The sequence below is a fragment of the Streptomyces sp. NPDC102258 genome (genome assembly GCF_055584685.1).
In genome coordinates, this window is the sequence record NZ_JBVJLO010000001.1 from 567817 (window position 1) to 586583 (window position 18767).

Sequence of the window (18767 nt, forward strand, 5' to 3'; positions counted from 1 at the left end):
TCACCCGGCCGACGCCGCGCCGCCACGGGCGAGGCGGCGTACCCGGTCGAGGAACTCGGCCGGGTGGAAGGGCTTCGCGAGGACGTCGTCCACGCCCGCCCGGAGCGCCTGGACGGTGCACTCCGGGTCGGCCGGGGGCAGCGCGAGGATCGGCAGGGACCCGTGGCCGGGGTCCCTGCGGATCTCCTCGAACAGAGCCACCTCGTCCAGCCCCGGCCCGGTGCGCTCGCAGACCAGCAGCGCGACCGGACCCTCCCGCTCCAGCAGCCCCAGCGTGTCCCGGCCGCTCCCGCCGTCGACCACCGCGTACCCGCCGGCCACGAGCAGCCGTTCGAGCAGCCCCCACAGCCGCCGGTCCTTGACGACCAGGAGGACCCGGGCGGGGGTGTCGCTGCTCATGATGTGCCTCGTGCTCTGACCCCGGGTCATCCTCGGGGTCGGTCGGGTCAGTGTGGGCTCGGTATCCGGATGCCGGGCGGCGGGGATCGCGGACCGCCTTCGCGACGGCACCGGCCCTCATCCTCTCCTATGGCCGCGTGGCCCGGTCCGGGCGGCTCAGGCGCGGTCCAGCAGGTCGGTGCCGAGTTCGCCGGCCGCGTAGTGCACCGCGCGTCGGTAGCGGTGGCTCGTGACGAGGCAGGCGTCGCGCAGTACCGCGAGGTGTGGCAGACCGCGCCGAGGCGGCCTCAGCCCGGTCCGGGCGGCCAGCTGCGTCGTGGTTGCCGGTGAGCTGCTGAACACCAGCAGCCTGACCCGGCTGCGACCCAGCAGGCGGGCCAGCCCCTCGCCGGAAGCGCGGCCCCGCTCCCACAGGGTGCCGACCGCCCGCGTACTGCGGCAGGGTCGCTTCATCGGGTGTCCCGGTGAGATGGGCGTCAACGTGGAGGGGCACGGGCGGGCGGTGCGCCGGGTGCTGGTCGGTGGCTCGGTCACCCTCGTGGGGGAGCGGGGCCTCGGGGAACTGTCCTGAGGGCCGGGTCGGCGCACAACGGGGCGCACAACGGGGCGAACCGGGAGCGAACCCGGCGGGTCTGCGGGCTTCTTAACGGATCATCACCCACGATGACGCGATGAAGAGGTACCCCCGCCTCGCGGCCGTCGCGGCCCTGGTCGTGGCGAGCGTCGCCGCCACCGGCCCCGGCCGCCCACCGGAGACCGCCGCGCCGGAAGCGCGCCGCCCGGCGCAAGCTCCCCGGGAGACGGGCGCCCGGCGGGAGCCCCGTCCATCGCCGGAGTCCCTTGCGGCGACCCCCCTCCGGCTGTGGCCCGAGCCCCTTGTGCCGGACTCCCGCCGGGCGGGTGAGGGGCGGGCGGGGGCGGCCGACCCGGGAGGCGCGCGCGGGGCCGGTGGCAGCCCGGGGCCCGACGCCGGAACGGAGTCCGGGCCGGGCGGCGACCACGCGTCCGGAGCCGGCGCGGCGAACCGGCTCCCGGTGCGGGCCGCTCCGGCGGCCCGCCTACAGGTGCCGGACAGCGCGACGCGGGCGCTCCCGGGGGCATCCGAGCCGGGCGAGGACGGCCTGGACGGCGACGGTCCGGGCGGCAGCGGCCCGGGCGGCGACGGCTCGGGCGGTGACGGTCTGGGCGGCAGCGGCCCGGGCGGCGACGGCTCGGTCGGCGATGGTCCGGGCGGCAGCGGCCCGGGCGGCGACGGCTCGGTCGGCGATGGTCCGGCGGGCGCCCCCTCGGGCGACGGCCGCCCAGGGGGAGCGGGAGCCGGCGCGGTGGGCGGCGCAGCGGTGGGCGCCGTCGTGGACGGGTTCCCGGCGGAGGGGGCTTCGGCGCAGGCTCCGACGCTGGGGGCACTCGTCACCGAAGCCGGGCCGGTGGAGCTGCTGTCCGCGCGGGCCCGCCCGGCCCGGGTGCTGCGGGCGCAGGACCGCGCGGCCCGGGTGCTCCCGGTGGAGGCCCGCCCGGGGTGGGTCCTCCCGGTCGAGCCGGCGCCCGGCGTGAGCTACCGGGCCTTCTCCGTATCGACCTCGCACGGCAGCGCCCGCGTCCACCTCGTCCAAGCCGATCTGAGCGGCCCCGGCCTGCGAGCCGACCTGCTCTACCCGGGCTCGGTCACCGACCGGGCCCCCGTCTCCCAGATGGCCCGCGGCCAGGGCGCCGTCGCCGCCGTCAACGGAGACTTCTTCCACATGATGGAGACCCAGCACCCCGGCGTCCCCGCCACCGGCTCCGCCTCCGGCCCGGAGGTCATGGACGGCCGCCCCCTCAAGGCAGCGGTCCCCGAAGGGCAGCGGTTCGGCTGGAAGCCGCTCCCGGAGGACAGTGCCGAGGACGTGGTCGGCGTGGGCACGGACGGCAAGGCGCGCACCGCCCGGCTCAGGCTCGCGGGCCGCGTCGAGACCCCGGCCGGTACCTTCCGGCTCGGCGGCCTCAACCAGTACGCGCTGCCGGAGGGTTCCGTGGGACTGTTCACCCCCCGGTGGGGCTCCGCGTCCCGTGCGCGGGCGGTGTGCGGTACCGACAGCGATCGCGCGGGGCCCTGTTCCACCGAGGTCTACGAGGTGACCGTCCGCCGGGGCGAGGTCGTCTCCGGCTCCGAGGCCCCCGGCAGCGGGCCCCTCGACGCCGACACCCAGGTCCTGCTCGGCCGCGACGCCGGCGCGCGCCTCCTGCGCGGGCTGGCCCGGGGGACGCGCGTACGGATCGACTACGGCCTGGACGCCGGCGCGGAGGTGCCGTTCCGGTTCGCCCTGGGCGCCCACGCCGTGCTCCGCGGCGGCCGGGTGCTGTCCGGCCTCGACGCGCGCACCGCGGAGCCCCGTACGGCCGTCGGCATCGCCGATGACGGGGACACCCTCTTCCTGCTGGCCACCGATGGCCGCGAAGGCACCTCCACCGGCCTGACGGTGCGTGAACTCGCCTCCGTCCTGCACTCGCTGGGCTGCGCCGAGGGCCTCTACATGGACGGCGGTGCCTCCTCCACCCTGGCCACCCGCGACCCCGAGACCGGGTTGGTCTCCGTACGCAACCACCTCCAGCAGGGGGCGGAACGTCGGGTTCCGAACGGCATCGCGATCATCGCCGGGAGCGGCGGCGTCTCGTCGGACTGAGCCCGGTGGAACGGGGCGGGGCAGCCGGTGCGAGACTGACCGGCTGTGAACGGTACGCAGAGAACGGTCCGAAACCGCAGGTCCGCGGCATGGCTCGGGGCGATGACCGCGGTCGCCGCCCTGGTCACCGGTTGCACGTCTCCCCTGACGGACCTGGGCCCGCTGCCCCCGCGCTACACGGGCCCGGTGCTTCCCCCGGATGTGGTGGTGGCCGAGCTGACGACCTCGATGGCCGCCGAGGGCGTGCGGCTCCAGCGGTATCCGGTGGACCCGCACGGGGCCGGATGCCACGAGAGCCTGGGCGACCCACACCCACCGGCGACGGCGCGGGAGGCGGTGCGGGCGGGCTTCGCCCGCGCCCGGTCCGCGTACGGCTGGCAGGACGCGCGTGGCCCGGGGGAGGGGTACCTCAGCATCAGCAAGGGGAACTGGACGGCGACGACCCGGATCGATGCCGCCTCCGCACCCGGTGACGTCCTCGCCGAACCGGTCGGGATCACCCTGGTCTGCGACGGCAGGCGCGCGCCGTCCGCCCCGTCGCCGTCCCCCGGTACGGACTGAGGCCTGAAGACGGACCGCACCGCCCCCCGTACGGACCGACGGCGTGCGCGGCGACCGCGCCCGCCACTCCCTACGCGTCGTCCCCGTACCGCATGCGCCCCAGCGCCGTCAACGGCAGGTCGTGGGCGGCGACCGGGGCGGGCAGGGCGGTGGATCCGGTCAGGTAACGGTCGACCGCCGAGGCCGCCGACCGGCCCTCGGCGATGGCCCACACCACCAGCGACTGGCCCCGCCCCGCGTCCCCGGCCACGAACACCCCCGGAGCCCGCCCGCCGGCCGCCGCGAAGTCCGCGCCACGGGCGTAACCGCCCCGGTCGTCGCGTTCGAGCCCCAGCTGCTCGCCCAGGCCGCCCGCCCGTTCGGGACCCGAGAACCCCAGGGCCAGCAGGACCAGCCCGGCCGGGATCACCCGCTCGGTGCCCGGCAGCGGCCTGCGGGCCCCCGGCTCGACGGCGCTCAGCCGCAGCGCCCGCACCCACCCGGCCGGGTCCCCCTCGAAGTGCAGGGTGGCGCTGGAGAAGAGCCGCGGGTCGGCGCCCGCCCGCCCCCGGGCCTCCTCGTGGGCGTGGGAGATCCGGTAGACCTTCGGGTACACCGGCCAGGGCTCGCCCTCGTGCCGCCCGGGCCCCGGTTCCGGATTGACGTCCAGCTGGACCACCGAGAGCGCGCCCTGCCGCAGCGCCGTGCCGAGGCAGTCCGACCCGGTGTCGCCGCCGCCGACGATCACCACATGGCTGCCCTCCGCGGACACCGGTGAGACCGCGTAATCGCCCTCGCGGACCCGGTTCGCGCAGGTCAGGTACTCCATGGCCTGGTGGATGCCGTGCAGGGCGCGCCCCGGGACCGGGAGCTCCCGGCGTTCCCCGGCGCCGACCGCGACGACGACGGCGTCGTAACGCCCGCGCAGCTCGTCCGCCCGCTGCGCCCCGCCGACGTCCGCGCCCGTGACGAAGTCGGTCCCCTCGTCGCGCATCTGCCGGATCCGCCGGTCGAGGTGCGCCTTCTCCATCTTGAACTCGGGGATGCCGTAGCGCAGCAGCCCGCCGATCCGGTCGGCCCGCTCGTGGACGACGACGGCGTGCCCGGCCCGGGTCAGCTGCTGGGCGGCGGCCAGCCCGGCCGGGCCCGAGCCGATCACGGCCACCGAGGTGGCGCTCCGCCGCTCCGGTGGGCGCGGGCCCATGTACCCGCGCCGCAGCCCCTCGTCGGCGATGGTCTGCTCGACGTTCTTGATGGTCACCGGATCGGCGTTGATCGTCAGGACGCAGGCGTCCTCGCAGGGCGCCGGGCAGAGCCGCCCGGTGAAGTCGGGGAAGTTGTTGGTGGCGTGCAGCCGCTCGTACGCGGCGCTCCAGTCGCCGCGCGCGGCGTAGGCGTTCCACTCCGGGATGAGGTTCCCCAGCGGGCACCCGGTGTGGCAGAACGGGATGCCGCAGTCCATACAGCGGCCGGCCTGCTGGGAGACGAGCGGCAGCAGCGCCTGCCCGGCGTACACCTCGCGCCAGTCGCCGAGCCGCTCGTCGACGGGGCGGGCCGCGACGGGCTCGCGGGGGATCCTGAGGAAGCCGAACGGATCGGTCACGCGCCGCCTCCAGTCCCGCGTCCGCACGGGGTGCGGGTGCGCTCCGGCGCGCGCGATGCCCGCAGCCCGCCGTATGCGACCTTTCGACCAGATTACGCCGTACGGGTGGGGGCGCGCGGTGGGGCCGACCTCGGGGAACGCCCCGCCCGCGCCGCGGCCCGGGGCGCTCGGAGCGGGTGATCGCCCGCATCCGGGATCGCCATGAGCGGGCGGACCTCGTCTGAGGGCGAACCGGAGGGGGGCGGTACGGGGAACCGCTCCCCGTACCGCCCCCGCACCCGTACCGACCGCCGCCGTCGCGGGTCAGTAGCCCCAGCGGGCCTGGCTGCCGTCCTGACGGCAGTGGATCATCCGGCCGTTGCCCGCGTGCGTGGAGCGGCCCACGTCGGCCTTGCGGCAGAACTGGCCCGCGTTGTAGCAGTTGCCCGCGTTGGAGACGATCTCGCAGTCGGCCTTCGCGGGCTCTTCGGGCTCGTCCGGCTCGGTCGTCGGGGCCTGCGTCGTCGGCTTCGGCGCGGGCCTGGTGGTCGCGGGCCGGGTCGGCTGAGCGGCGGCGGACGCCTTCGCGTCGGTCTCCGCGGTGACCGACACGGACGGGGTCGGGACCGCCGTCGCCGTCACCGACGGGGTGGGCGTGGGGGAGGCGGCGGCCGGCGTCGGGGCCACCGACGCCAGAGCCGACGGGGGCGCGACGGCCGGTCCGTTTCCTTCCGCCGGTCCGCAGGCGACGGCGACGCCCGCCGCCAGCAACCCGACGAGCGCCAGCCGGACGCGCCCGGCCCCCCGCCCCCGTCTGCGGCCGTTCCCCGCCCCGTCGCCCCTGTTCGCGCTGTACATCGTTACCCCCACCAGGATGTGGTTAAAGAAGCAACATCATACGAACGGATATTCGTCATGCGGGGGGAAATCCGGACTCCCGTGCCCATGGAGCCGGTGCGCCGTGACTCCGCTTCCGGCGGGCGCCCGGCTCAGCGCTGACGGTCCGCCAGGATGCCCGCGGCCGACGACGCGTCGCGTTGGTGGGGGAGCGAGGAAGCCGGCACGGAGCCCGTCCGCGCCCCCTCGTGCCGGTCGTGCCGGTCATGCCCGCCCTCCGGCTGTTCCCGCTGGAGGGACACCGTCCGCGCGGGGGCGGGGATGGAGATGCCCTCTGCGCGGTAGCGCTGGTGCAGGCGCTTGATGAACTCGTGCTTGATCCGGTACTGGTCGCTGAACTCGCCCACGCCCAGGATGACCGTGAAGTTGATCCGGGAGTCCGCGAAGGTGTGGAAGCGGACGGCCGCCTCGTGATCGGGGACACCGCCGCTGATGTCGGCCATCACGCTGTCCACCACGTCGAGGGTCACCCGCTCGACGTGCTCCAGGTCGCTCTCGTAGCCCACCCCGACCTGCACGAGGATCGAGAGCTTCTGATCGGGCTGCGTGTAGTTCGTCATGTTCGTCCGCGCCAGGCGCCCGTTGGGGATGATCACCAGGTTGTTCGACAGGTTGCGCACCACGCTGTTGCGCCAGTTGATGTCGACGACGTAACCCTCCTCGCCGCTGCTCAGCCGGATGTAGTCACCCGGCTGGACGGTCTTCGAGGCGAGGATGTGCACCCCGGCGAAGAGGTTGGCCAAGGTGTCCTGGAGGGCCAGGGCGACCGCGAGACCGCCCACGCCGAGCGCGGTGACCAGCGGTGCGATGGACACCCCGACGGTCTCCAGCGCGACCAGCACGCCCATCGTCAGCACCACGATCCGGGTGATGTTGACGAAGATGCTCGCGGAGGCGGCCACGCCCGTCCGGGACTGCGCCAGCGACTGGACCAGGCCCGCGACGACCCGGGCCGCCGTGACGGTGGCGATGAGGATGAGTACGGCGGTCAGCGACTGGTTCACGATCCCGGCGAGCCGCTGCGTGAGGGGCAGCGCCGCGACCGCCGCCGCCATGCCCGCGAGGACGGCGGCCCACGGGGCGACGGTGCGCAGCGAGTCGACGATGAGGTCGTCCCCGGTCCAGCGCGTCCGGAGCGCGTGCTTGGCCAGCCACTTCAGCAGGGCGCGCAGCAGCAGCGCCGCGACGCCGCCCGAGACCAGCGCGATGGCGGCGACCAGCCAGTCGTGCAGGACGAGCCCCCGGGTCAACGGACCGCCTCCGTGGCGGGAGCCGGGGCCGGGGCCGGGGCGGCGGAGAGGGGGGCCGCCGCCGGTCGCCGTATGTGTTGTGTCGTCACCATGCCACCTGTCGGGTCGTCTTGCGTACGAGCCCCGCCCGCGCGTGCGTACGCGACCGGAGCGGAGTGCCATCCTCCCTTACGCCGGACACGACGTCGCAGGTGGGCCGGGGCCCCGGCCCCCGACGGCCGGCTGGGGCCGCCCGGCTCGCGCACGGCCGGTCCGCCTGCGACGGTGGTGGAGAAGGCCGGTTCTCGGCAGCCGCCCGTGCGACGCCCCGACCCGGCACGGTCGTCCCGTGGAGGTCCCGTGTCGCACACCGCCGTGGGGGGCCTACGCGGGCTGGCCGTCACCGTGCTCGCCTACGGGACCTGCCTGAGCGTCCTGGCCCCGGGCCCGGCGCGGGCGTACAGCGGCGCCCACCACGAGAAGATCACACGCGCCGCACTGCGCTGGGAGCCCGTCTCGCTGGCGGCGATGGCCGACTCCCGCCACGGGGCGATCGTCGCCAACGACGAGGGCACCTCCTTCGACCTCGGCATCCTGCACTGTGACAACGCCGACTACCTCGCCCCGCGCCATCTCTCCGGCTCTCCCGCCTACCCGCGTACGCGCGACGAGGCGACCACCGAGCTGCTCGCGTGCGTCCGCGGCTCCGTCGCCCGGCTGAGAGCGGCCGTCCGCGCCGCCGACGGGCTGGTCGACGTCCGGGGCCGCGTCATCCCCGGCGAGAGCGACCTGGCCACGCCCTGCGCGTGGAACGGAAGGGACCGGCGCGCCAAGTGCGAGGTCCTCGAAGACCTCGGACGCGGATGGCATCCGATCGAGGACTTCTACTCCCACAGCAACTGGGCCGACCGGGCCGACAGCGGACCGATCGGCATCACCAACCCACCGGGTCTGGACCGCACGACGACGGCGCCCTTCTTCGACATCCGCCGCTACAGCACCATGGACGACCGCGCCTGGACCGGGGAGGCCGCCGCGCTCATCCCCGAGGACCTGGCCACCGGCTGTTACCCCGACTTCGATTCGACGGGCATCAAAGCGGTCGGATGCGCCGGGCGCATCCAGCACAACGGAACGCTCAACAAGGACACCGAAGCCTCCAGACGCGCGCAGAACGGCAACTTCCGGCGAGCGGCCGACCTCGCCGCGCGGGAGATCACCCGGCAATGGAACGACTTCTCCGCGGACCTCGTCGCCACCTACCCGGAACACCGGCGCGGCGAGCGGATGGTGTGCGCGCTCACCCACGACGACCCGGCGACCGGTTGCCCCTGAGCAGGCCGAACACGAAGGTGCGGGGTTCCGTGCCGGATGCTGCAATGGAGACCCGAGCCGTGTCTTGAGGAGTGCTCATGAGCAACGACATCGAGGACATGGGTCCCGTCGACTATCTGGTCGTGGAATTCCCCGGCAACCGGATGACGGGCGAGGCCTTCCCCCTGCTGGTCGATCTGGTGGACAAGGGGCTCATCCGGTTGCTCGACCTCCGTTTCGTGCAGAAGGACGCGGACGGCCGTGTCACCGCCCTGGAAATCACGGAACTGGACGACGCCGACGCCGACTCCTTCGCCCTGTCCGTCTTCGACGGCGTGTCCTCCGACCTCCTGGACCAGGACGATCTCGACGAAGCCGGCAGCGCCCTGGAGCCCGGCAACGCGGCCGCGATCCTGGTGTACGAGAACAGCTGGGCCGCCCCCTTCGCCCGGGCCCTGCGACGCAGCGGTGCGCAGATGGTCGCGAGCGGCCGGATTCCCGTCCAGGCCATCCTCGCCGCCCTCGACGCGGAAGTGGCCGCCGAAGGGGATCAGCCGCCCCAGTGAACCCGGCCGGATCCGGTGAACCCGGCAGAAGCCAACAGGTCCGCCCCCTGTCCCCGGCCGAGCCGGATGACAGGGGGCGGACCTCGATGCCGGGCCGGCGGGTGCCGGATCAGCTGCCGAGGATCCGGCTCTTCTGTTCGGCCATCTCCTCGTCGGTGAGGATTCCCTGCTCCTTCAGCGCGGCCAGCTTCGTCAGCTGGTCGATCTTGCTGCTCATGTCATCGGCCGGGGCCGGGGGAGGCGGCGGCGGTGCCGCCGCGGGAGCCGCGTGCTGCTGGGCTGGCTCCGCGTACTGCTGCTCCTGGGCCTGACCACCCTGCGCGGCCCACCGGCCGGCCTGGCGTCGCGAGACCCGGTTCGACACGGCCGTCGCGGTACCCGCGACCACCGCGGTGCGCGCGACTCCTCGAAGAAGACCAGGCACGGCATCCTCCCTTCGGACGGGGCCGGCCACGGGAGCCGCCGGCCCTCCACTGCTTCCAGCATGGCACCGACCACGGGAGGCTGCCGCTCCCCGGTGGTGCCGGGGCCCTCCCGAGCGGATCAGCGGGGGGAGGCGACGGCCCGCTCCGGGCCGTGGAGGCGCTCGCGCAGCGACCGTGCCTCGCCGGTGAGGACGAGGTGCTTGGCGCGGCGGTCGGTGGGGTGTGGGCGGCGCCCGGCCAGGCCCTGCTTCTCCAGCTCGTCCACCACGAAGGTGGTGTGGGGCGGTTTGCTGCTTACGGTTGGCCCCGTCACCGCCGGACACGCCGCGGTGGCACCTGACGGCCGGCAAGGGAGAAGACACATGTCTGATGTGACGTTAGGCCAGGACGGGCGACTGCGCCGCCCGGCGGGGATCCGCTCGCTACGGCTGGGCGACACGAAGGTCTCGTACGTGCCGGACGGCGACGTGCGGCTGCGCCCGCTGGCCGTGCTCCCGGACACCACCGCCGAGGTCTGGGCCGCCCACCCGGAGTACCTGGACGCCACGGGCCACCTGGTGGGGAGCATCGGCGCGCTGCTGGTGGAGCACGGCGACCGCGCCCTGCTGATCGACACCGGCTTCGGCCCGCGGACGTACAGCGCTCCCGACGGCCCCCTCCACACGGTCCACGGAGGCGCGCTCACGGACGGCCTGGCCGCACTCGGCCGCCGTCCCGAGGAGATCGAGGCGGTGGCCTTCACCCACCTCCACGTCGACCACATCGGCTGGGCCACCCTGCCCGCCCCCGGCGGCGACCGGCCCGTGTTCACCCGTGCCGAGTACCTGATCTCGGCCCCGGAGTGGGACCGGCGCGACCTCCTGGAGGCGGAGGGCCTGGGCGAGCGGGCCGCAGCCCTCGCGCCGCGCGTGCGGACGGTCACGGAGGGGGAGGAGGTCTTCCCCGGTGTGCGCGTCCGGATCACCCCCGGGCACACGGCCGGCCACACCGAGTACGTCATCACCGGCGGCGGGCGGCGGCTGATCGCCTTCGGCGACGCCCTGCACTCGCCGATCCAGATCGACCACCCCGCATGGTCCTCGGCCTTCGACCACGAGCCCGCCCTGACCGCCGGCCACCGCCGCCGCCTCGTCGCCGAGCTCGCGGAACCCGGCACGCTCGGTTTCGGCGTCCACTTCGCCGACGTGGTGTTCGGGCACGTCCGCCAGGACGGGGACGGCCCCGCCTGGCGGCCCGTGGACGCCTGACCCCCGGGCCGCCCGACGCTCCGTCGGCTAGCCGAGGTCGATGGAGCGGTACTCGTCCAGGACGGCGAAGCCGGTGCTGTCGTACAGGTTCATCGCGACCTCGTTGCCGCCGAAGACGTTGAACATCAGCGCCTCGTCACCGCCCTGCCGGGTGGCCCACTCCCCGACGGCCATCGCGGCCCGGCCGTAGCCGCGGCCGCGATGTTCCGGGAACACGTTCAGCGAGAAGCCGAAGGTCACGCCCGGCAGGAAACCGTGCTGCAGCCAGCAGGTGCCGACCATCTGGCCGTCGGCCTCCAGGGCGTAGAAGGCATGCCCCGGGGTCCGGTACCCCTGGGGAAGGTGCTCGGCGAAGTCCCGGTCGGACTTCTCCTTGGCCTGCTCCGGGGTGAGGGCCCCGGCCCGGACGATGTCCGCGATGTACGCGGCCTCCTCACCGGCGTACCACAGCGGGTACTCGTCCTCGGAGAGCGGACGGGCCGTCAGGCCGGATGGTTGCACAGGCCGTTCGGGAGTGACGCGCATACGGTTCTGGCCGCGTACGGGGTAGTCGGCGAAGGCGCCCGCCGCGCCGGTGAGCCGGACCTCCACCCGCCGCGCCCCGTGCTCGGCGCACCACCGCTCGGCCCAGGCGCGCCCCGTCGGCGCCGTCAGCTCGTGGATCCGGCCCACCGTCGTCCCGTTGGTCTCCGTCACCCCGACCGCGATCCACCCGGTGCCGTCCGTGGCCACCGTCCACCCGTCGATCCCCTCCACCGTCCGCTCCAGCAGCGCCCGGGCCAGCGGATCCCCACACCCCGCACCCCGGTAGCCCGCCAGCACCCGCTCCTCGAACCCCCGCCGCCACTCGGCCCGGTCCGCCACGATCCGCATCTCGTCCATCCGCCCAGCCTAGGCAGGGCCACTGACAGAGCCACTGACAGGACCACGGGGAAGGCCACCTACCCGCCGGCCGCCGGCCCCGGGGCGGACCGCGCGGACCAACTCGGCGGCGGCCCGGGCCGGTTCGGGTACGAAGTACAGCACGAGCCCGCTCACGGCCACCGCCGCCCGATGTAAGGTGCGTAAGGCGGAAGGGATTATTACGTGAACCAGCCTCGGATCCTGCTGCTCGACGCGGCCCCCGGCGACCTGCTCGCTCGCGAACTTGAACGGTTCCTCGGCCACGGCCACGCGGTCACCCTGAACCTCCGCCGGGTGGCCGATCGCACGGCGGTGCGCGAGGCCTGGGGCGGCCGGGTGGAGCTCGCGGACTTCGACCCCTTCGACGAGGCGGCCCTGATCGCCGAGACGCTCCGCGGCGGCGCCGGCTACGACGCCGTCAAGTCCCGGTCCGGCGTGCCGCTGCGCGCCGCCTTCCTCGCCGCGGCGACCGGCGGCGCGCCCCGCCGCGGGCTCCGCGTGATCGGCCGGGCCGGCGCGGGCTCCGACCACGTCGACCTGCCCGCCGCCACCCGCCACGGCGTCACCGTCACGCACACCCCCGGCTCGAACGCGGACGCCGTCGCCGAGTTCGCCCTGGCCCAGCTCCTCGCCCTGACCCGGGACCTGCCCGCGCACAACGCGACCGCCCACCGGGGCGTCTGGCGGGCCCGGACGGCCCCCGCCCGGCAGCTGTCGGAGCTGACCCTGGGCATCGTGGGCCTGGGCCGCACCGGCTCGGCGCTGGCCCGGCGGGCGGCCGCCCTCGGCATGGACGTGCAGAGCCTCTCCCGCCGCCCGGCCCCGGCGCCGGTACGCCCGGCCCGCTCCCTCGCCGCCCTGCTCGCCACCAGCGACGCGGTCTCCCTGCACCTGCCGCTCACCGCACCCACCCGCCACACGGTCGGGCGGCCCGAACTGGCGCTGATGCGCCCCGGGTCGGTCCTGCTGAACACCGCCCGGGGCGGGATCGTCGACGAACGGGCCCTGGCCGACGCGCTGCGCGATCCGGGGCACCCGCTCGCCGCCGCGGCCGTCGACACCTTCGCGCACGAGCACGCGGCCTTCGCCTCCCCGCTGTTCGGCCTGCCGAACGCACTGCTCACCCCGCACGTCGCCGGGATGACCCGCAGCGCCATGCGTACGGCGGCCCTCGACTGCGCGGACCACATCGCGGCCCTGCTCGCCGACCGCCCCGACGGCATACCGGTGGTGGCGGCGTAACGGACGGCAGCCTCCGCGACGGGAGGGGGTGCGGTGCGCGACCGGGCCGGGATGGCACCATACGGTGATGGAGTGGGCGGAACTGGAAGACCGGGCCCGGACGCTGGCGCGCGCGGGCGGCCGACGCGTCCTCGGCATCGCGGGGCCGCCGGGCGCGGGCAAGTCGACCCTGGCGGCGCACCTGGCACGGGCCCTCGGGCCCGAACTGGCCGTCGTCGTTCCCATGGACGGCTTCCACCTGGCGCAGGCCGAACTGGTGCGGCTCGGCCGGGCCGACCGCAAGGGCGCACCGGACACCTTCGACGCCGCCGGCTACCTGGCGCTCCTGCGGCGACTGCGCGCGGCGGGCCCCGAGACGGTCTACGCGCCGGCCTTCGACCGCTCGCTGGAGGAGCCCGTCGCGGGGAGCATCGCGGTGGCGCCCGGCGTACCGCTGGTCATCACCGAGGGCAACTACCTGCTGTACGAGGCGGGGGAGTGGGCGTCGCTGCGCCCCCTGCTGGACGAGGCCTGGTACCTGGCCCCCGACGACGCCGAGCGCGTACGCCGCCTCGTGGCCCGGCACGTCAGCCACGGCCGGACGGAGGCGGAGGCGGCCCGCTGGGTGTCCCGCTCCGACGAGGCCAACGCCCGCGTCGTCGCTCCGGGGCGCGACCGCGCGGACCTGGTGGTGGAATGAGCCGCGCCACCGGGGCCCGCCCGGCACCGGCCACCCCCACCGCCACGGGCCACGCCGGGCCTGAGCGGTCGATGAGCGGTCGGTCATCACGGCTTGAGACCACGACCTTCGGCCACGGCTTGCGAATCGGAGCGATCATGGAGGAACAGATGGATGCGAACCCGGGGCCCTGCCGTGTCGAGGTGCTCGCGCACGACGACGCGCGCGTCGTCGTGATGACGGGCGAGTTCGACATCGACCACCTCAACGGGCTGCGCGAAGCCCTCGACCCGCTGGCCCCCGGCGTGAACCGCTACGTCCTCGACGTCTCCGGGGTCACCTTCACCGACTCGACCGCCCTGAGCCTGATGCTGCAACCCGCGCTGACCCGGCCGGTGATCCTGGCCGGCCCGCTGCCCCGGCACCTGTCCCGGCTCCTCGAACTGACCGGCGCTGACCAGGTGTTCACGCTGGCGCCCTCCGTGGAGCAGGCCCGGGTGATGGTGGTGCCGCCGCGCGCGGGCCGGGCGTGAGGTGACCCCGGCCGCCCCTCAGGGCGTCCGGGCTCCGGCTCCGGCTCCCGCTTCGGCTCAGTCCTCGGACGTGGCGCAGTCCGGGTGGCCCCAGCGGGAGGCCAGCTTGACGATGGTCTCCCCGGCCGCGTACGGCTTCCCGCAGGGGCAGCTGCCGGGGAACTTCGCCTTGACGGAGGCCCGCCCCCGCGCGGAGCCACCGCCCGTCCGCCCGGCCGTCGCGCCCTTCGCCGCAGTGCCCGCCGCGGCCCGGCGGGGGGAGCCGGTGCGGGCCGGGGTGCTGCGGGCGGGAGCGGGCACCGGCAGTTCCGCGTCGCCCAGAGTGGTGCCGGCGGCCTGCTGGGTGAGCGCGGCGTCACTGGCGGCCTGGTCGGCGATGGCGTTGAGGTGGTCGCCGTCCTCCCGGTGGGCCGGGACGTAGCGGAACTCCACGTCCCGCTCGCCCAGCAGCGCGTCGATGCGCTCGACCAGCTCCCGGTTGGCCACCGGCTTGCCCGCGGCCGTCTTCCAGCCGTTGCGCTTCCAGGCGGGCAGCCACTGCGTCACCGCCTTCATGGCGTACTGCGAATCCATCCGCACCTCGACGGCCGTCCCGGGCGCGAGCGCCTCCAGCAGCCGTTCCAGAGCGGTGAGTTCGCCCACGTTGTTGGTGGCGCGGCCCAGCGGGCCGGCCTCCCAGCGCTGCGCGCGACCCGCGGGGTCGGCGATGACCCACGCCCATCCGGCAGGACCGGGATTCCCCTTCGCCGCCCCGTCGCAGGCGGCAATGATGCGATCAGACATGCCCCGATCATGCCCCACCGGAGCGGCGGTCTCCGACCCGGTGCGGTGAAGGTGCGCACAGGCGTCGCAGCCACCTTTTCCTCACCCGGCGTGTTTATCCCGCCCGAATTCGGTGACACGAAGTAGTGGCAAGTCATCAGGACAGCACGGAAGGCAGGAACATGAACCTGATCGCCCTCCTCATCCTGGCTGTGGTCGTCGTGGTCATCGCCCTCATCGCCGCCGGCCCGGTCATCCCGGCGCGGCGCAACCCGTCCATCCGTCGCACCGGCACCCGCCTGACGACCGTGCCCGCCCAGCGCCGGGGCCGCCACCGTATGGAGCACTGACCGCACCCCGCCGGGGCCCGGCACGCCCGTTCGACCGGGCATGCGGGGGCCCGGGAGGGGTACGAGCGAGCCATGACGGTGAAGAAGACAAGCGTTCTCGTACTGGACTGCGCCGAGCCCCACGAGCTGGCGCGCTTCTACGCCCAGCTCCTCGGGGCCGACGCCCAGGTCGGCCACGAGCCCGACCTGGTGGAGGTCGTCGGCGGCGCCGGGGTCCACCTTGCGATCCGCAGGGACCACGGTTATGCGCCGCCGAGCTGGCCCCGCCCGGAACACTCGCTCCAGGCACACCTGCGGATCCTCGTCGACATCGCCGACCTGGACGAGGCCGAACGCGAAGCGGTCTCGCTCGGCGCGGTGCCGATGGAGTCCGACGCGGAGGCCGGTCCGAGCACGGTCCGCCTCTTCAGCGACCCGGCCGGCCACTCCTTCAGCATCGCGGCGGCCACCTGGGCCGTCTGAGGGACCCGGCGCCACGCGCCGGACCCGCCGCCGTAACCCGTACGGCGGCCTACGGCAGGTCCGGCGGCGGCGGCTCCGCCTCGGGCTCGTACTGGTGCGGGCCGTCGCCCTGCCACTCGATCACCCCCGGGCCGCCGAGGAGCACCTCGTCCGGGTCGGGCACCTCGATGCGCCGTAGGAACTCGATCACCTCCGCGTCCGAACGGGCGACCCCGAGGACCGTCTCGTGGCCCTGGACGCGGATCGACACCCGACGGCCCCCCGCCGGTGAGATCCGGTGTACGACGATCGGCGCGTGCTCCATGGCCCCAGCCTGCCCGAGACCCGCCGCGACGGCATCCCGGGGGAGCGGCGCGCCGACCACGAGCCGGCCCCCGGTCCCGGCCCGGGTTGCGGTGGTGTGACGGTCCGGCGGCATCCGCGTTCCGCCAGGTGCCGGACCGCTGAACAGCCGGAAAAATACGCTCAGTTGGCGTTGACGGGTCCATCTCTACGCGCGTCATCATGACGGCATGACCCTCCCCCCGCGCATCTTCGCCCTCGTCGGCGCCGCCGCCGTCGCCGCCACCCTGCTGGCCGGACCCGCCGCCTCGGCGGCCACCACCGCCCCCACGGCATCCACCGTCGCGGTACGGGCGGTGGGCAGAGTCTGTTACTCCGCCCTGCCCTCCCAGGCGCACGACACCCTCGGCCTCATCGACCGCGGCGGCCCGTTCCCGTATCCCCAGGACGGCGTCGTCTTCCAGAACCGCGAGCGGCTGCTGCCCGCCCAGAGCACCGGCTACTACCACGAGTACACGGTCATCACCCCGGGCGCGCCCACGCGCGGGGCACGCCGGATCATCACCGGCCACCAGGTCCGGGAGGACTACTACACCGCCGACCACTACGCCTCGTTCCGCCGGGTCGACTTCGCCTGCTGACCGGCGACGGCGGCTCCCCCTGTGACCCTCAGCCCTGGAGAACGGAGAGGATGTTGCCCGCCGGGTCGGTGAACCACGCGATCTGCGGTCCGCCCGCTTCACGCACGACGCCCTTGCCGTCGTGCGTGAAGCCGGGGTACCGCTCGAAGCGGATCCCGCGCTTCGCCAGCTCGTCGACCGCCGCGTCGATGTCGTCGACGGGGAAGTTGAGCAGGGTGAACCCGGCCGGAGTGTGGTCCTCCTTCGGGTACACGAGGATGTCCGTGCCGCCCGCCAGGTGCAGCCTCAGCAGGCCGTTCTCCTCGCTGACCCGCAGACCGAGGGTCTCCCCGTAGAACTCCTTCGCCCGCTGGATGTCGTCCACGGCGAAACCGCTGAACGCCTTGGTGTCGGTGAACACGCGCCCGTCCTCTCCTCGCCCGTCGCACCGCCCCCTCGGACGGCCGCTCCGAGTGTCGGCCCGGCGGGCGCCCGGGCTCCGGCTCCGGACCGGTGCGCGCCCCGGATTCCCCCGTTGGGCGCAGCGCCCCACGGGGGACGGCTCAGCCGTCCGAGTGCACGCCGCCGGTAGTTGGTGGACGTGGTGATGCCCCGGCGACGCAGTTCCGCCCGGGGGGGGGATCCCCGGATGGTGGCCCGGCCGTCCGCCGCCATGGGCGCACGGACGCAGCCGCCCCCGCCGCTCGCCGCCCTCCGTTCGGCCGGAACCGCCTTCCAGGACGCCATCCCCAACGGCTGAGCCCGGCCCGCTCCGGACGCCCGGCGCCCGCCAAGTGGCCGGAAGGCGAGGCACTGTTGTCGCGGGAGCGCTCTCCCGGCGCGCGGCCACCGGGATACCCTGCAGTTTCGACGCAGCCGCCCCGTTGCCGACCGTGAGAGACGAGGAGCCCCGCCGTGCCCGAGCATCCCCATGGACACCGCCCCACCCTGGAAGCCGTCGCCGCCCGCGCCGGCGTCTCCCGGGCGACGGTCTCACGGGTGGTCAACGGCGGGGCGGGGGTCCGCCGGCCCGTGGCGGAGAAGGTGCGCGAAGCCGTGGCCGAGCTGGGCTACGTACCCAACCCCGCGGCCCGGACCCTCGTCACCCGGCGCACCGGCGCGGTGGCGGTCATCATCGCCGAGCCGGAGGTCCGCATCTTCTCCGACCCGTTCTTCTCCCAGCAGATCCGCGGCATCAGCAAGGAACTGACGTCGAGCGACAACCAGTTGGTGCTGCTCCTGGTGGAGGGCCCGGACGACTACGACCGGATCGCCCGGTACCTCGCCGGCGGCCACGTCGACGGCGCGCTCGCCTTCTCCCTCCACACCGACGACCCGTTGCCCGCCATCGCGAGCCGGATAGGCCTGCCCACCGTGTACGGCGGCCGCCCGGCCTGGACCCCCGCGCCCGGCGGGCCGTCCGAGGTGACGTACGTCGACGCCGACAACCGCGGCGGTGCGCGGGAAGCCGTACGCCACCTCATGGCCGAGGGCCGCTCCCGCGTCGCGCACATCTCCGGCCCGGACGACCAGACGTCGGCGACCGACCGCCTCGACGGCTACCGCGACGCCCTGCCCGAGGGCCACCCGGCGATGGTGGCCGACGGGGACTTCACGGTGGAGGGCGGCGCGCGGGCCATGGCGCGCCTGCTGGACCGGTATCCCGACGTCGACGCCGTGTTCGCCGCCAGCGACCAGATGGCGGTCGGTGCGCTGCGCGTCCTGCGGGAGCGGGGCCGCGGTGTCCCGGAGGACGTCGCCGTGGTCGGCTTCGACGACATGCCGTCCGTGGCCGAACACGCCGACCCGCCGCTGACCACCGTCCACCAGGACATCGAGGGCATGGGCCGGATGATGGCCCGGCTGCTGCTGGACGCCCTGGACCGGGAACGCACCGGCCCGGCCGTCCCGACCGCGCTGATCACGCCCACCCGGCTGGTGCGGCGCGCCTCGGCCTGAGGCGGCGGCGGACCGGCCCGCGGCGCCCCCCGCGTCCGCCGTTCGCGCGCCAACTCCGCGTCCATGCGACGCTGTTACGCTCCGAGGGCTTGACGGGCGATACGGCCGGGGGCACGCTCCAGACCCAGGGCTTG

At 74.8% G+C, this 18767-nt stretch carries 23 protein-coding genes; 12 read left to right on the forward strand and 11 right to left on the reverse strand.

Annotated features, from left to right (window positions below; all coding sequences use genetic code 11):
* Both ACZ6ZT_RS02595 and ACZ6ZT_RS02600 read right to left on the reverse strand, forming a co-directional pair.
* Complete coding sequence (locus tag ACZ6ZT_RS02595; protein WP_469714798.1) at window positions 1-399, reverse strand: response regulator; 399 nt, start codon at window positions 397-399, stop codon at window positions 1-3.
* A gap of 156 nt (window positions 400-555) precedes the next feature.
* On the reverse strand, window positions 556-852 hold the full coding sequence (locus tag ACZ6ZT_RS02600) for a hypothetical protein (protein ID WP_469714799.1): 297 nt from the start codon (window positions 850-852) through the stop codon (window positions 556-558).
* A gap of 218 nt (window positions 853-1070) precedes the next feature.
* Here ACZ6ZT_RS02600 and ACZ6ZT_RS02605 point away from each other — a divergent pair, with 218 nt between their 5' ends.
* Both ACZ6ZT_RS02605 and ACZ6ZT_RS02610 read left to right on the forward strand, forming a co-directional pair.
* On the forward strand, window positions 1071-3062 hold the full coding sequence (locus ACZ6ZT_RS02605) for a phosphodiester glycosidase family protein (RefSeq protein WP_469714801.1): 1992 nt from the start codon (window positions 1071-1073) through the stop codon (window positions 3060-3062).
* A 102-nt stretch (window positions 3063-3164) separates the two neighbouring features.
* Window positions 3165-3623 (forward strand): hypothetical protein, encoded by a 459-nt coding sequence (locus ACZ6ZT_RS02610; RefSeq protein WP_469714802.1) that lies wholly within the window; start codon window positions 3165-3167, stop codon window positions 3621-3623.
* A gap of 70 nt (window positions 3624-3693) precedes the next feature.
* Here the strand turns inward: ACZ6ZT_RS02610 and ACZ6ZT_RS02615 are convergent, their stop codons facing one another.
* The 3 genes from ACZ6ZT_RS02615 to ACZ6ZT_RS02625 all read right to left on the reverse strand — a co-directional run bounded on the left by ACZ6ZT_RS02615 (window position 3694) and on the right by ACZ6ZT_RS02625 (window position 7331).
* A complete protein-coding gene (locus ACZ6ZT_RS02615) occupies window positions 3694-5205 on the reverse strand; it encodes a glutamate synthase subunit beta (RefSeq protein ID WP_469714804.1) in 1512 nt (503 codons plus the stop codon).
* Between the two features lie 303 nt (window positions 5206-5508).
* Window positions 5509-6042, reverse strand: a complete 534-nt coding sequence (locus ACZ6ZT_RS02620; RefSeq protein ID WP_469714806.1) for a hypothetical protein — start codon at window positions 6040-6042, stop codon at window positions 5509-5511.
* Window positions 6043-6173: 131 nt separating this feature from the next.
* A complete protein-coding gene (locus ACZ6ZT_RS02625) occupies window positions 6174-7331 on the reverse strand; it encodes a mechanosensitive ion channel family protein (protein ID WP_469714808.1) in 1158 nt (385 codons plus the stop codon).
* A 339-nt stretch (window positions 7332-7670) separates the two neighbouring features.
* Between ACZ6ZT_RS02625 and ACZ6ZT_RS02630 the strand changes: the two genes are divergently transcribed.
* Entirely contained in the window at window positions 7671-8645 is a 975-nt protein-coding gene (locus tag ACZ6ZT_RS02630; protein ID WP_469714810.1) for a hypothetical protein, read from the forward strand.
* 77 nt (window positions 8646-8722) lie between these two features.
* Entirely contained in the window at window positions 8723-9190 is a 468-nt protein-coding gene (locus ACZ6ZT_RS02635) for a DUF6325 family protein (RefSeq protein ID WP_469714812.1), read from the forward strand.
* A gap of 109 nt (window positions 9191-9299) precedes the next feature.
* On the opposite strand, the gene ACZ6ZT_RS02640 is transcribed toward ACZ6ZT_RS02635, so the two are convergent.
* Together ACZ6ZT_RS02640 and ACZ6ZT_RS02645 are read right to left on the reverse strand one after the other, a co-directional pair.
* Window positions 9300-9614 carry an SHOCT domain-containing protein gene (locus tag ACZ6ZT_RS02640; RefSeq protein ID WP_469714814.1) on the reverse strand — a complete coding sequence of 105 codons (315 nt, stop codon included), beginning with the start codon at window positions 9612-9614 and terminating at the stop codon, window positions 9300-9302.
* A gap of 119 nt (window positions 9615-9733) precedes the next feature.
* Window positions 9734-9883 (reverse strand): hypothetical protein, encoded by a 150-nt coding sequence (locus ACZ6ZT_RS02645; RefSeq protein WP_469714816.1) that lies wholly within the window; start codon window positions 9881-9883, stop codon window positions 9734-9736.
* 94 nt (window positions 9884-9977) lie between these two features.
* Here ACZ6ZT_RS02645 and ACZ6ZT_RS02650 point away from each other — a divergent pair, with 94 nt between their 5' ends.
* Window positions 9978-10862 (forward strand): MBL fold metallo-hydrolase, encoded by an 885-nt coding sequence (locus tag ACZ6ZT_RS02650; RefSeq protein ID WP_469714818.1) that lies wholly within the window; start codon window positions 9978-9980, stop codon window positions 10860-10862.
* Between the two features lie 27 nt (window positions 10863-10889).
* On the opposite strand, the gene ACZ6ZT_RS02655 is transcribed toward ACZ6ZT_RS02650, so the two are convergent.
* On the reverse strand, window positions 10890-11744 hold the full coding sequence (locus ACZ6ZT_RS02655) for a GNAT family N-acetyltransferase (RefSeq protein WP_469714819.1): 855 nt from the start codon (window positions 11742-11744) through the stop codon (window positions 10890-10892).
* A 204-nt stretch (window positions 11745-11948) separates the two neighbouring features.
* Here ACZ6ZT_RS02655 and ACZ6ZT_RS02660 point away from each other — a divergent pair, with 204 nt between their 5' ends.
* The 3 genes from ACZ6ZT_RS02660 to ACZ6ZT_RS02670 all read left to right on the forward strand — a co-directional run bounded on the left by ACZ6ZT_RS02660 (window position 11949) and on the right by ACZ6ZT_RS02670 (window position 14198).
* On the forward strand, window positions 11949-13007 hold the full coding sequence (locus tag ACZ6ZT_RS02660; RefSeq protein ID WP_469714821.1) for an NAD(P)-dependent oxidoreductase: 1059 nt from the start codon (window positions 11949-11951) through the stop codon (window positions 13005-13007).
* Window positions 13008-13074: 67 nt separating this feature from the next.
* The gene (locus ACZ6ZT_RS02665) at window positions 13075-13686 is read left to right on the forward strand and encodes a nucleoside/nucleotide kinase family protein (protein WP_469714823.1); all 612 of its coding nucleotides are present in this window, start codon (window positions 13075-13077) and stop codon (window positions 13684-13686) included.
* Between the two features lie 149 nt (window positions 13687-13835).
* Entirely contained in the window at window positions 13836-14198 is a 363-nt protein-coding gene (locus ACZ6ZT_RS02670; protein WP_469714825.1) for an STAS domain-containing protein, read from the forward strand.
* A 57-nt stretch (window positions 14199-14255) separates the two neighbouring features.
* Here the strand turns inward: ACZ6ZT_RS02670 and ACZ6ZT_RS02675 are convergent, their stop codons facing one another.
* Window positions 14256-14981: a ribonuclease H family protein gene (locus tag ACZ6ZT_RS02675; RefSeq protein WP_469714827.1), complete on the reverse strand. Its 726-nt coding sequence runs from the start codon at window positions 14979-14981 to the stop codon at window positions 14256-14258.
* Window positions 14982-15142: 161 nt separating this feature from the next.
* On the opposite strand from ACZ6ZT_RS02675, the gene ACZ6ZT_RS02680 reads away from it, so the two are divergent.
* Both ACZ6ZT_RS02680 and ACZ6ZT_RS02685 read left to right on the forward strand, forming a co-directional pair.
* The gene (locus ACZ6ZT_RS02680) at window positions 15143-15310 is read left to right on the forward strand and encodes a hypothetical protein (RefSeq protein ID WP_469714829.1); all 168 of its coding nucleotides are present in this window, start codon (window positions 15143-15145) and stop codon (window positions 15308-15310) included.
* 72 nt (window positions 15311-15382) lie between these two features.
* Window positions 15383-15772 carry a VOC family protein gene (locus ACZ6ZT_RS02685; protein WP_469714831.1) on the forward strand — a complete coding sequence of 130 codons (390 nt, stop codon included), beginning with the start codon at window positions 15383-15385 and terminating at the stop codon, window positions 15770-15772.
* A 49-nt stretch (window positions 15773-15821) separates the two neighbouring features.
* Here ACZ6ZT_RS02685 and ACZ6ZT_RS02690 read toward each other — a convergent pair whose 3' ends face one another.
* Entirely contained in the window at window positions 15822-16076 is a 255-nt protein-coding gene (locus tag ACZ6ZT_RS02690) for a hypothetical protein (protein ID WP_469714833.1), read from the reverse strand.
* A 208-nt stretch (window positions 16077-16284) separates the two neighbouring features.
* On the opposite strand from ACZ6ZT_RS02690, the gene ACZ6ZT_RS02695 reads away from it, so the two are divergent.
* Complete coding sequence (locus tag ACZ6ZT_RS02695) at window positions 16285-16695, forward strand: guanyl-specific ribonuclease (RefSeq protein ID WP_469714834.1); 411 nt, start codon at window positions 16285-16287, stop codon at window positions 16693-16695.
* A 28-nt stretch (window positions 16696-16723) separates the two neighbouring features.
* Here the strand turns inward: ACZ6ZT_RS02695 and ACZ6ZT_RS02700 are convergent, their stop codons facing one another.
* Window positions 16724-17095, reverse strand: coding sequence for a VOC family protein (locus ACZ6ZT_RS02700; protein ID WP_469714836.1), 372 nt, complete (start codon window positions 17093-17095; stop codon window positions 16724-16726).
* 494 nt (window positions 17096-17589) lie between these two features.
* On the opposite strand from ACZ6ZT_RS02700, the gene ACZ6ZT_RS02705 reads away from it, so the two are divergent.
* On the forward strand, window positions 17590-18633 hold the full coding sequence (locus tag ACZ6ZT_RS02705) for a LacI family DNA-binding transcriptional regulator (protein WP_469714838.1): 1044 nt from the start codon (window positions 17590-17592) through the stop codon (window positions 18631-18633).
* Window positions 18634-18767 lie beyond the last annotated feature (134 nt).

Excerpts from the sequence above, each read along its gene's own strand:
- ACZ6ZT_RS02690 (WP_469714833.1), bottom strand. The coding sequence starts at position 16,076 with ATGGAGCACGCGCCGATCGTCGTACACCGGATCTCACCGGCGGGGGGC.
- ACZ6ZT_RS02655 (WP_469714819.1), bottom strand. The coding sequence starts at position 11,744 with ATGGACGAGATGCGGATCGTGGCGGACCGGGCCGAGTGGCGGCGGGGG.
- ACZ6ZT_RS02605 (WP_469714801.1), top strand. The coding sequence starts at position 1,071 with ATGAAGAGGTACCCCCGCCTCGCGGCCGTCGCGGCCCTGGTCGTGGCG.
- ACZ6ZT_RS02610 (WP_469714802.1), top strand. The coding sequence starts at position 3,165 with ATGACCGCGGTCGCCGCCCTGGTCACCGGTTGCACGTCTCCCCTGACG.
- ACZ6ZT_RS02595 (WP_469714798.1), bottom strand. The coding sequence starts at position 399 with ATGAGCAGCGACACCCCCGCCCGGGTCCTCCTGGTCGTCAAGGACCGG.
- ACZ6ZT_RS02670 (WP_469714825.1), top strand. The coding sequence starts at position 13,836 with ATGGATGCGAACCCGGGGCCCTGCCGTGTCGAGGTGCTCGCGCACGAC.
- ACZ6ZT_RS02620 (WP_469714806.1), bottom strand. The coding sequence starts at position 6,042 with ATGTACAGCGCGAACAGGGGCGACGGGGCGGGGAACGGCCGCAGACGG.
- ACZ6ZT_RS02635 (WP_469714812.1), top strand. The coding sequence starts at position 8,723 with ATGAGCAACGACATCGAGGACATGGGTCCCGTCGACTATCTGGTCGTG.
- ACZ6ZT_RS02650 (WP_469714818.1), top strand. The coding sequence starts at position 9,978 with ATGTCTGATGTGACGTTAGGCCAGGACGGGCGACTGCGCCGCCCGGCG.
- ACZ6ZT_RS02695 (WP_469714834.1), top strand. The coding sequence starts at position 16,285 with ATGACCCTCCCCCCGCGCATCTTCGCCCTCGTCGGCGCCGCCGCCGTC.
- ACZ6ZT_RS02680 (WP_469714829.1), top strand. The coding sequence starts at position 15,143 with ATGAACCTGATCGCCCTCCTCATCCTGGCTGTGGTCGTCGTGGTCATC.
- ACZ6ZT_RS02600 (WP_469714799.1), bottom strand. The coding sequence starts at position 852 with ATGAAGCGACCCTGCCGCAGTACGCGGGCGGTCGGCACCCTGTGGGAG.
- ACZ6ZT_RS02685 (WP_469714831.1), top strand. The coding sequence starts at position 15,383 with ATGACGGTGAAGAAGACAAGCGTTCTCGTACTGGACTGCGCCGAGCCC.
- ACZ6ZT_RS02665 (WP_469714823.1), top strand. The coding sequence starts at position 13,075 with ATGGAGTGGGCGGAACTGGAAGACCGGGCCCGGACGCTGGCGCGCGCG.
- ACZ6ZT_RS02675 (WP_469714827.1), bottom strand. The coding sequence starts at position 14,981 with ATGTCTGATCGCATCATTGCCGCCTGCGACGGGGCGGCGAAGGGGAAT.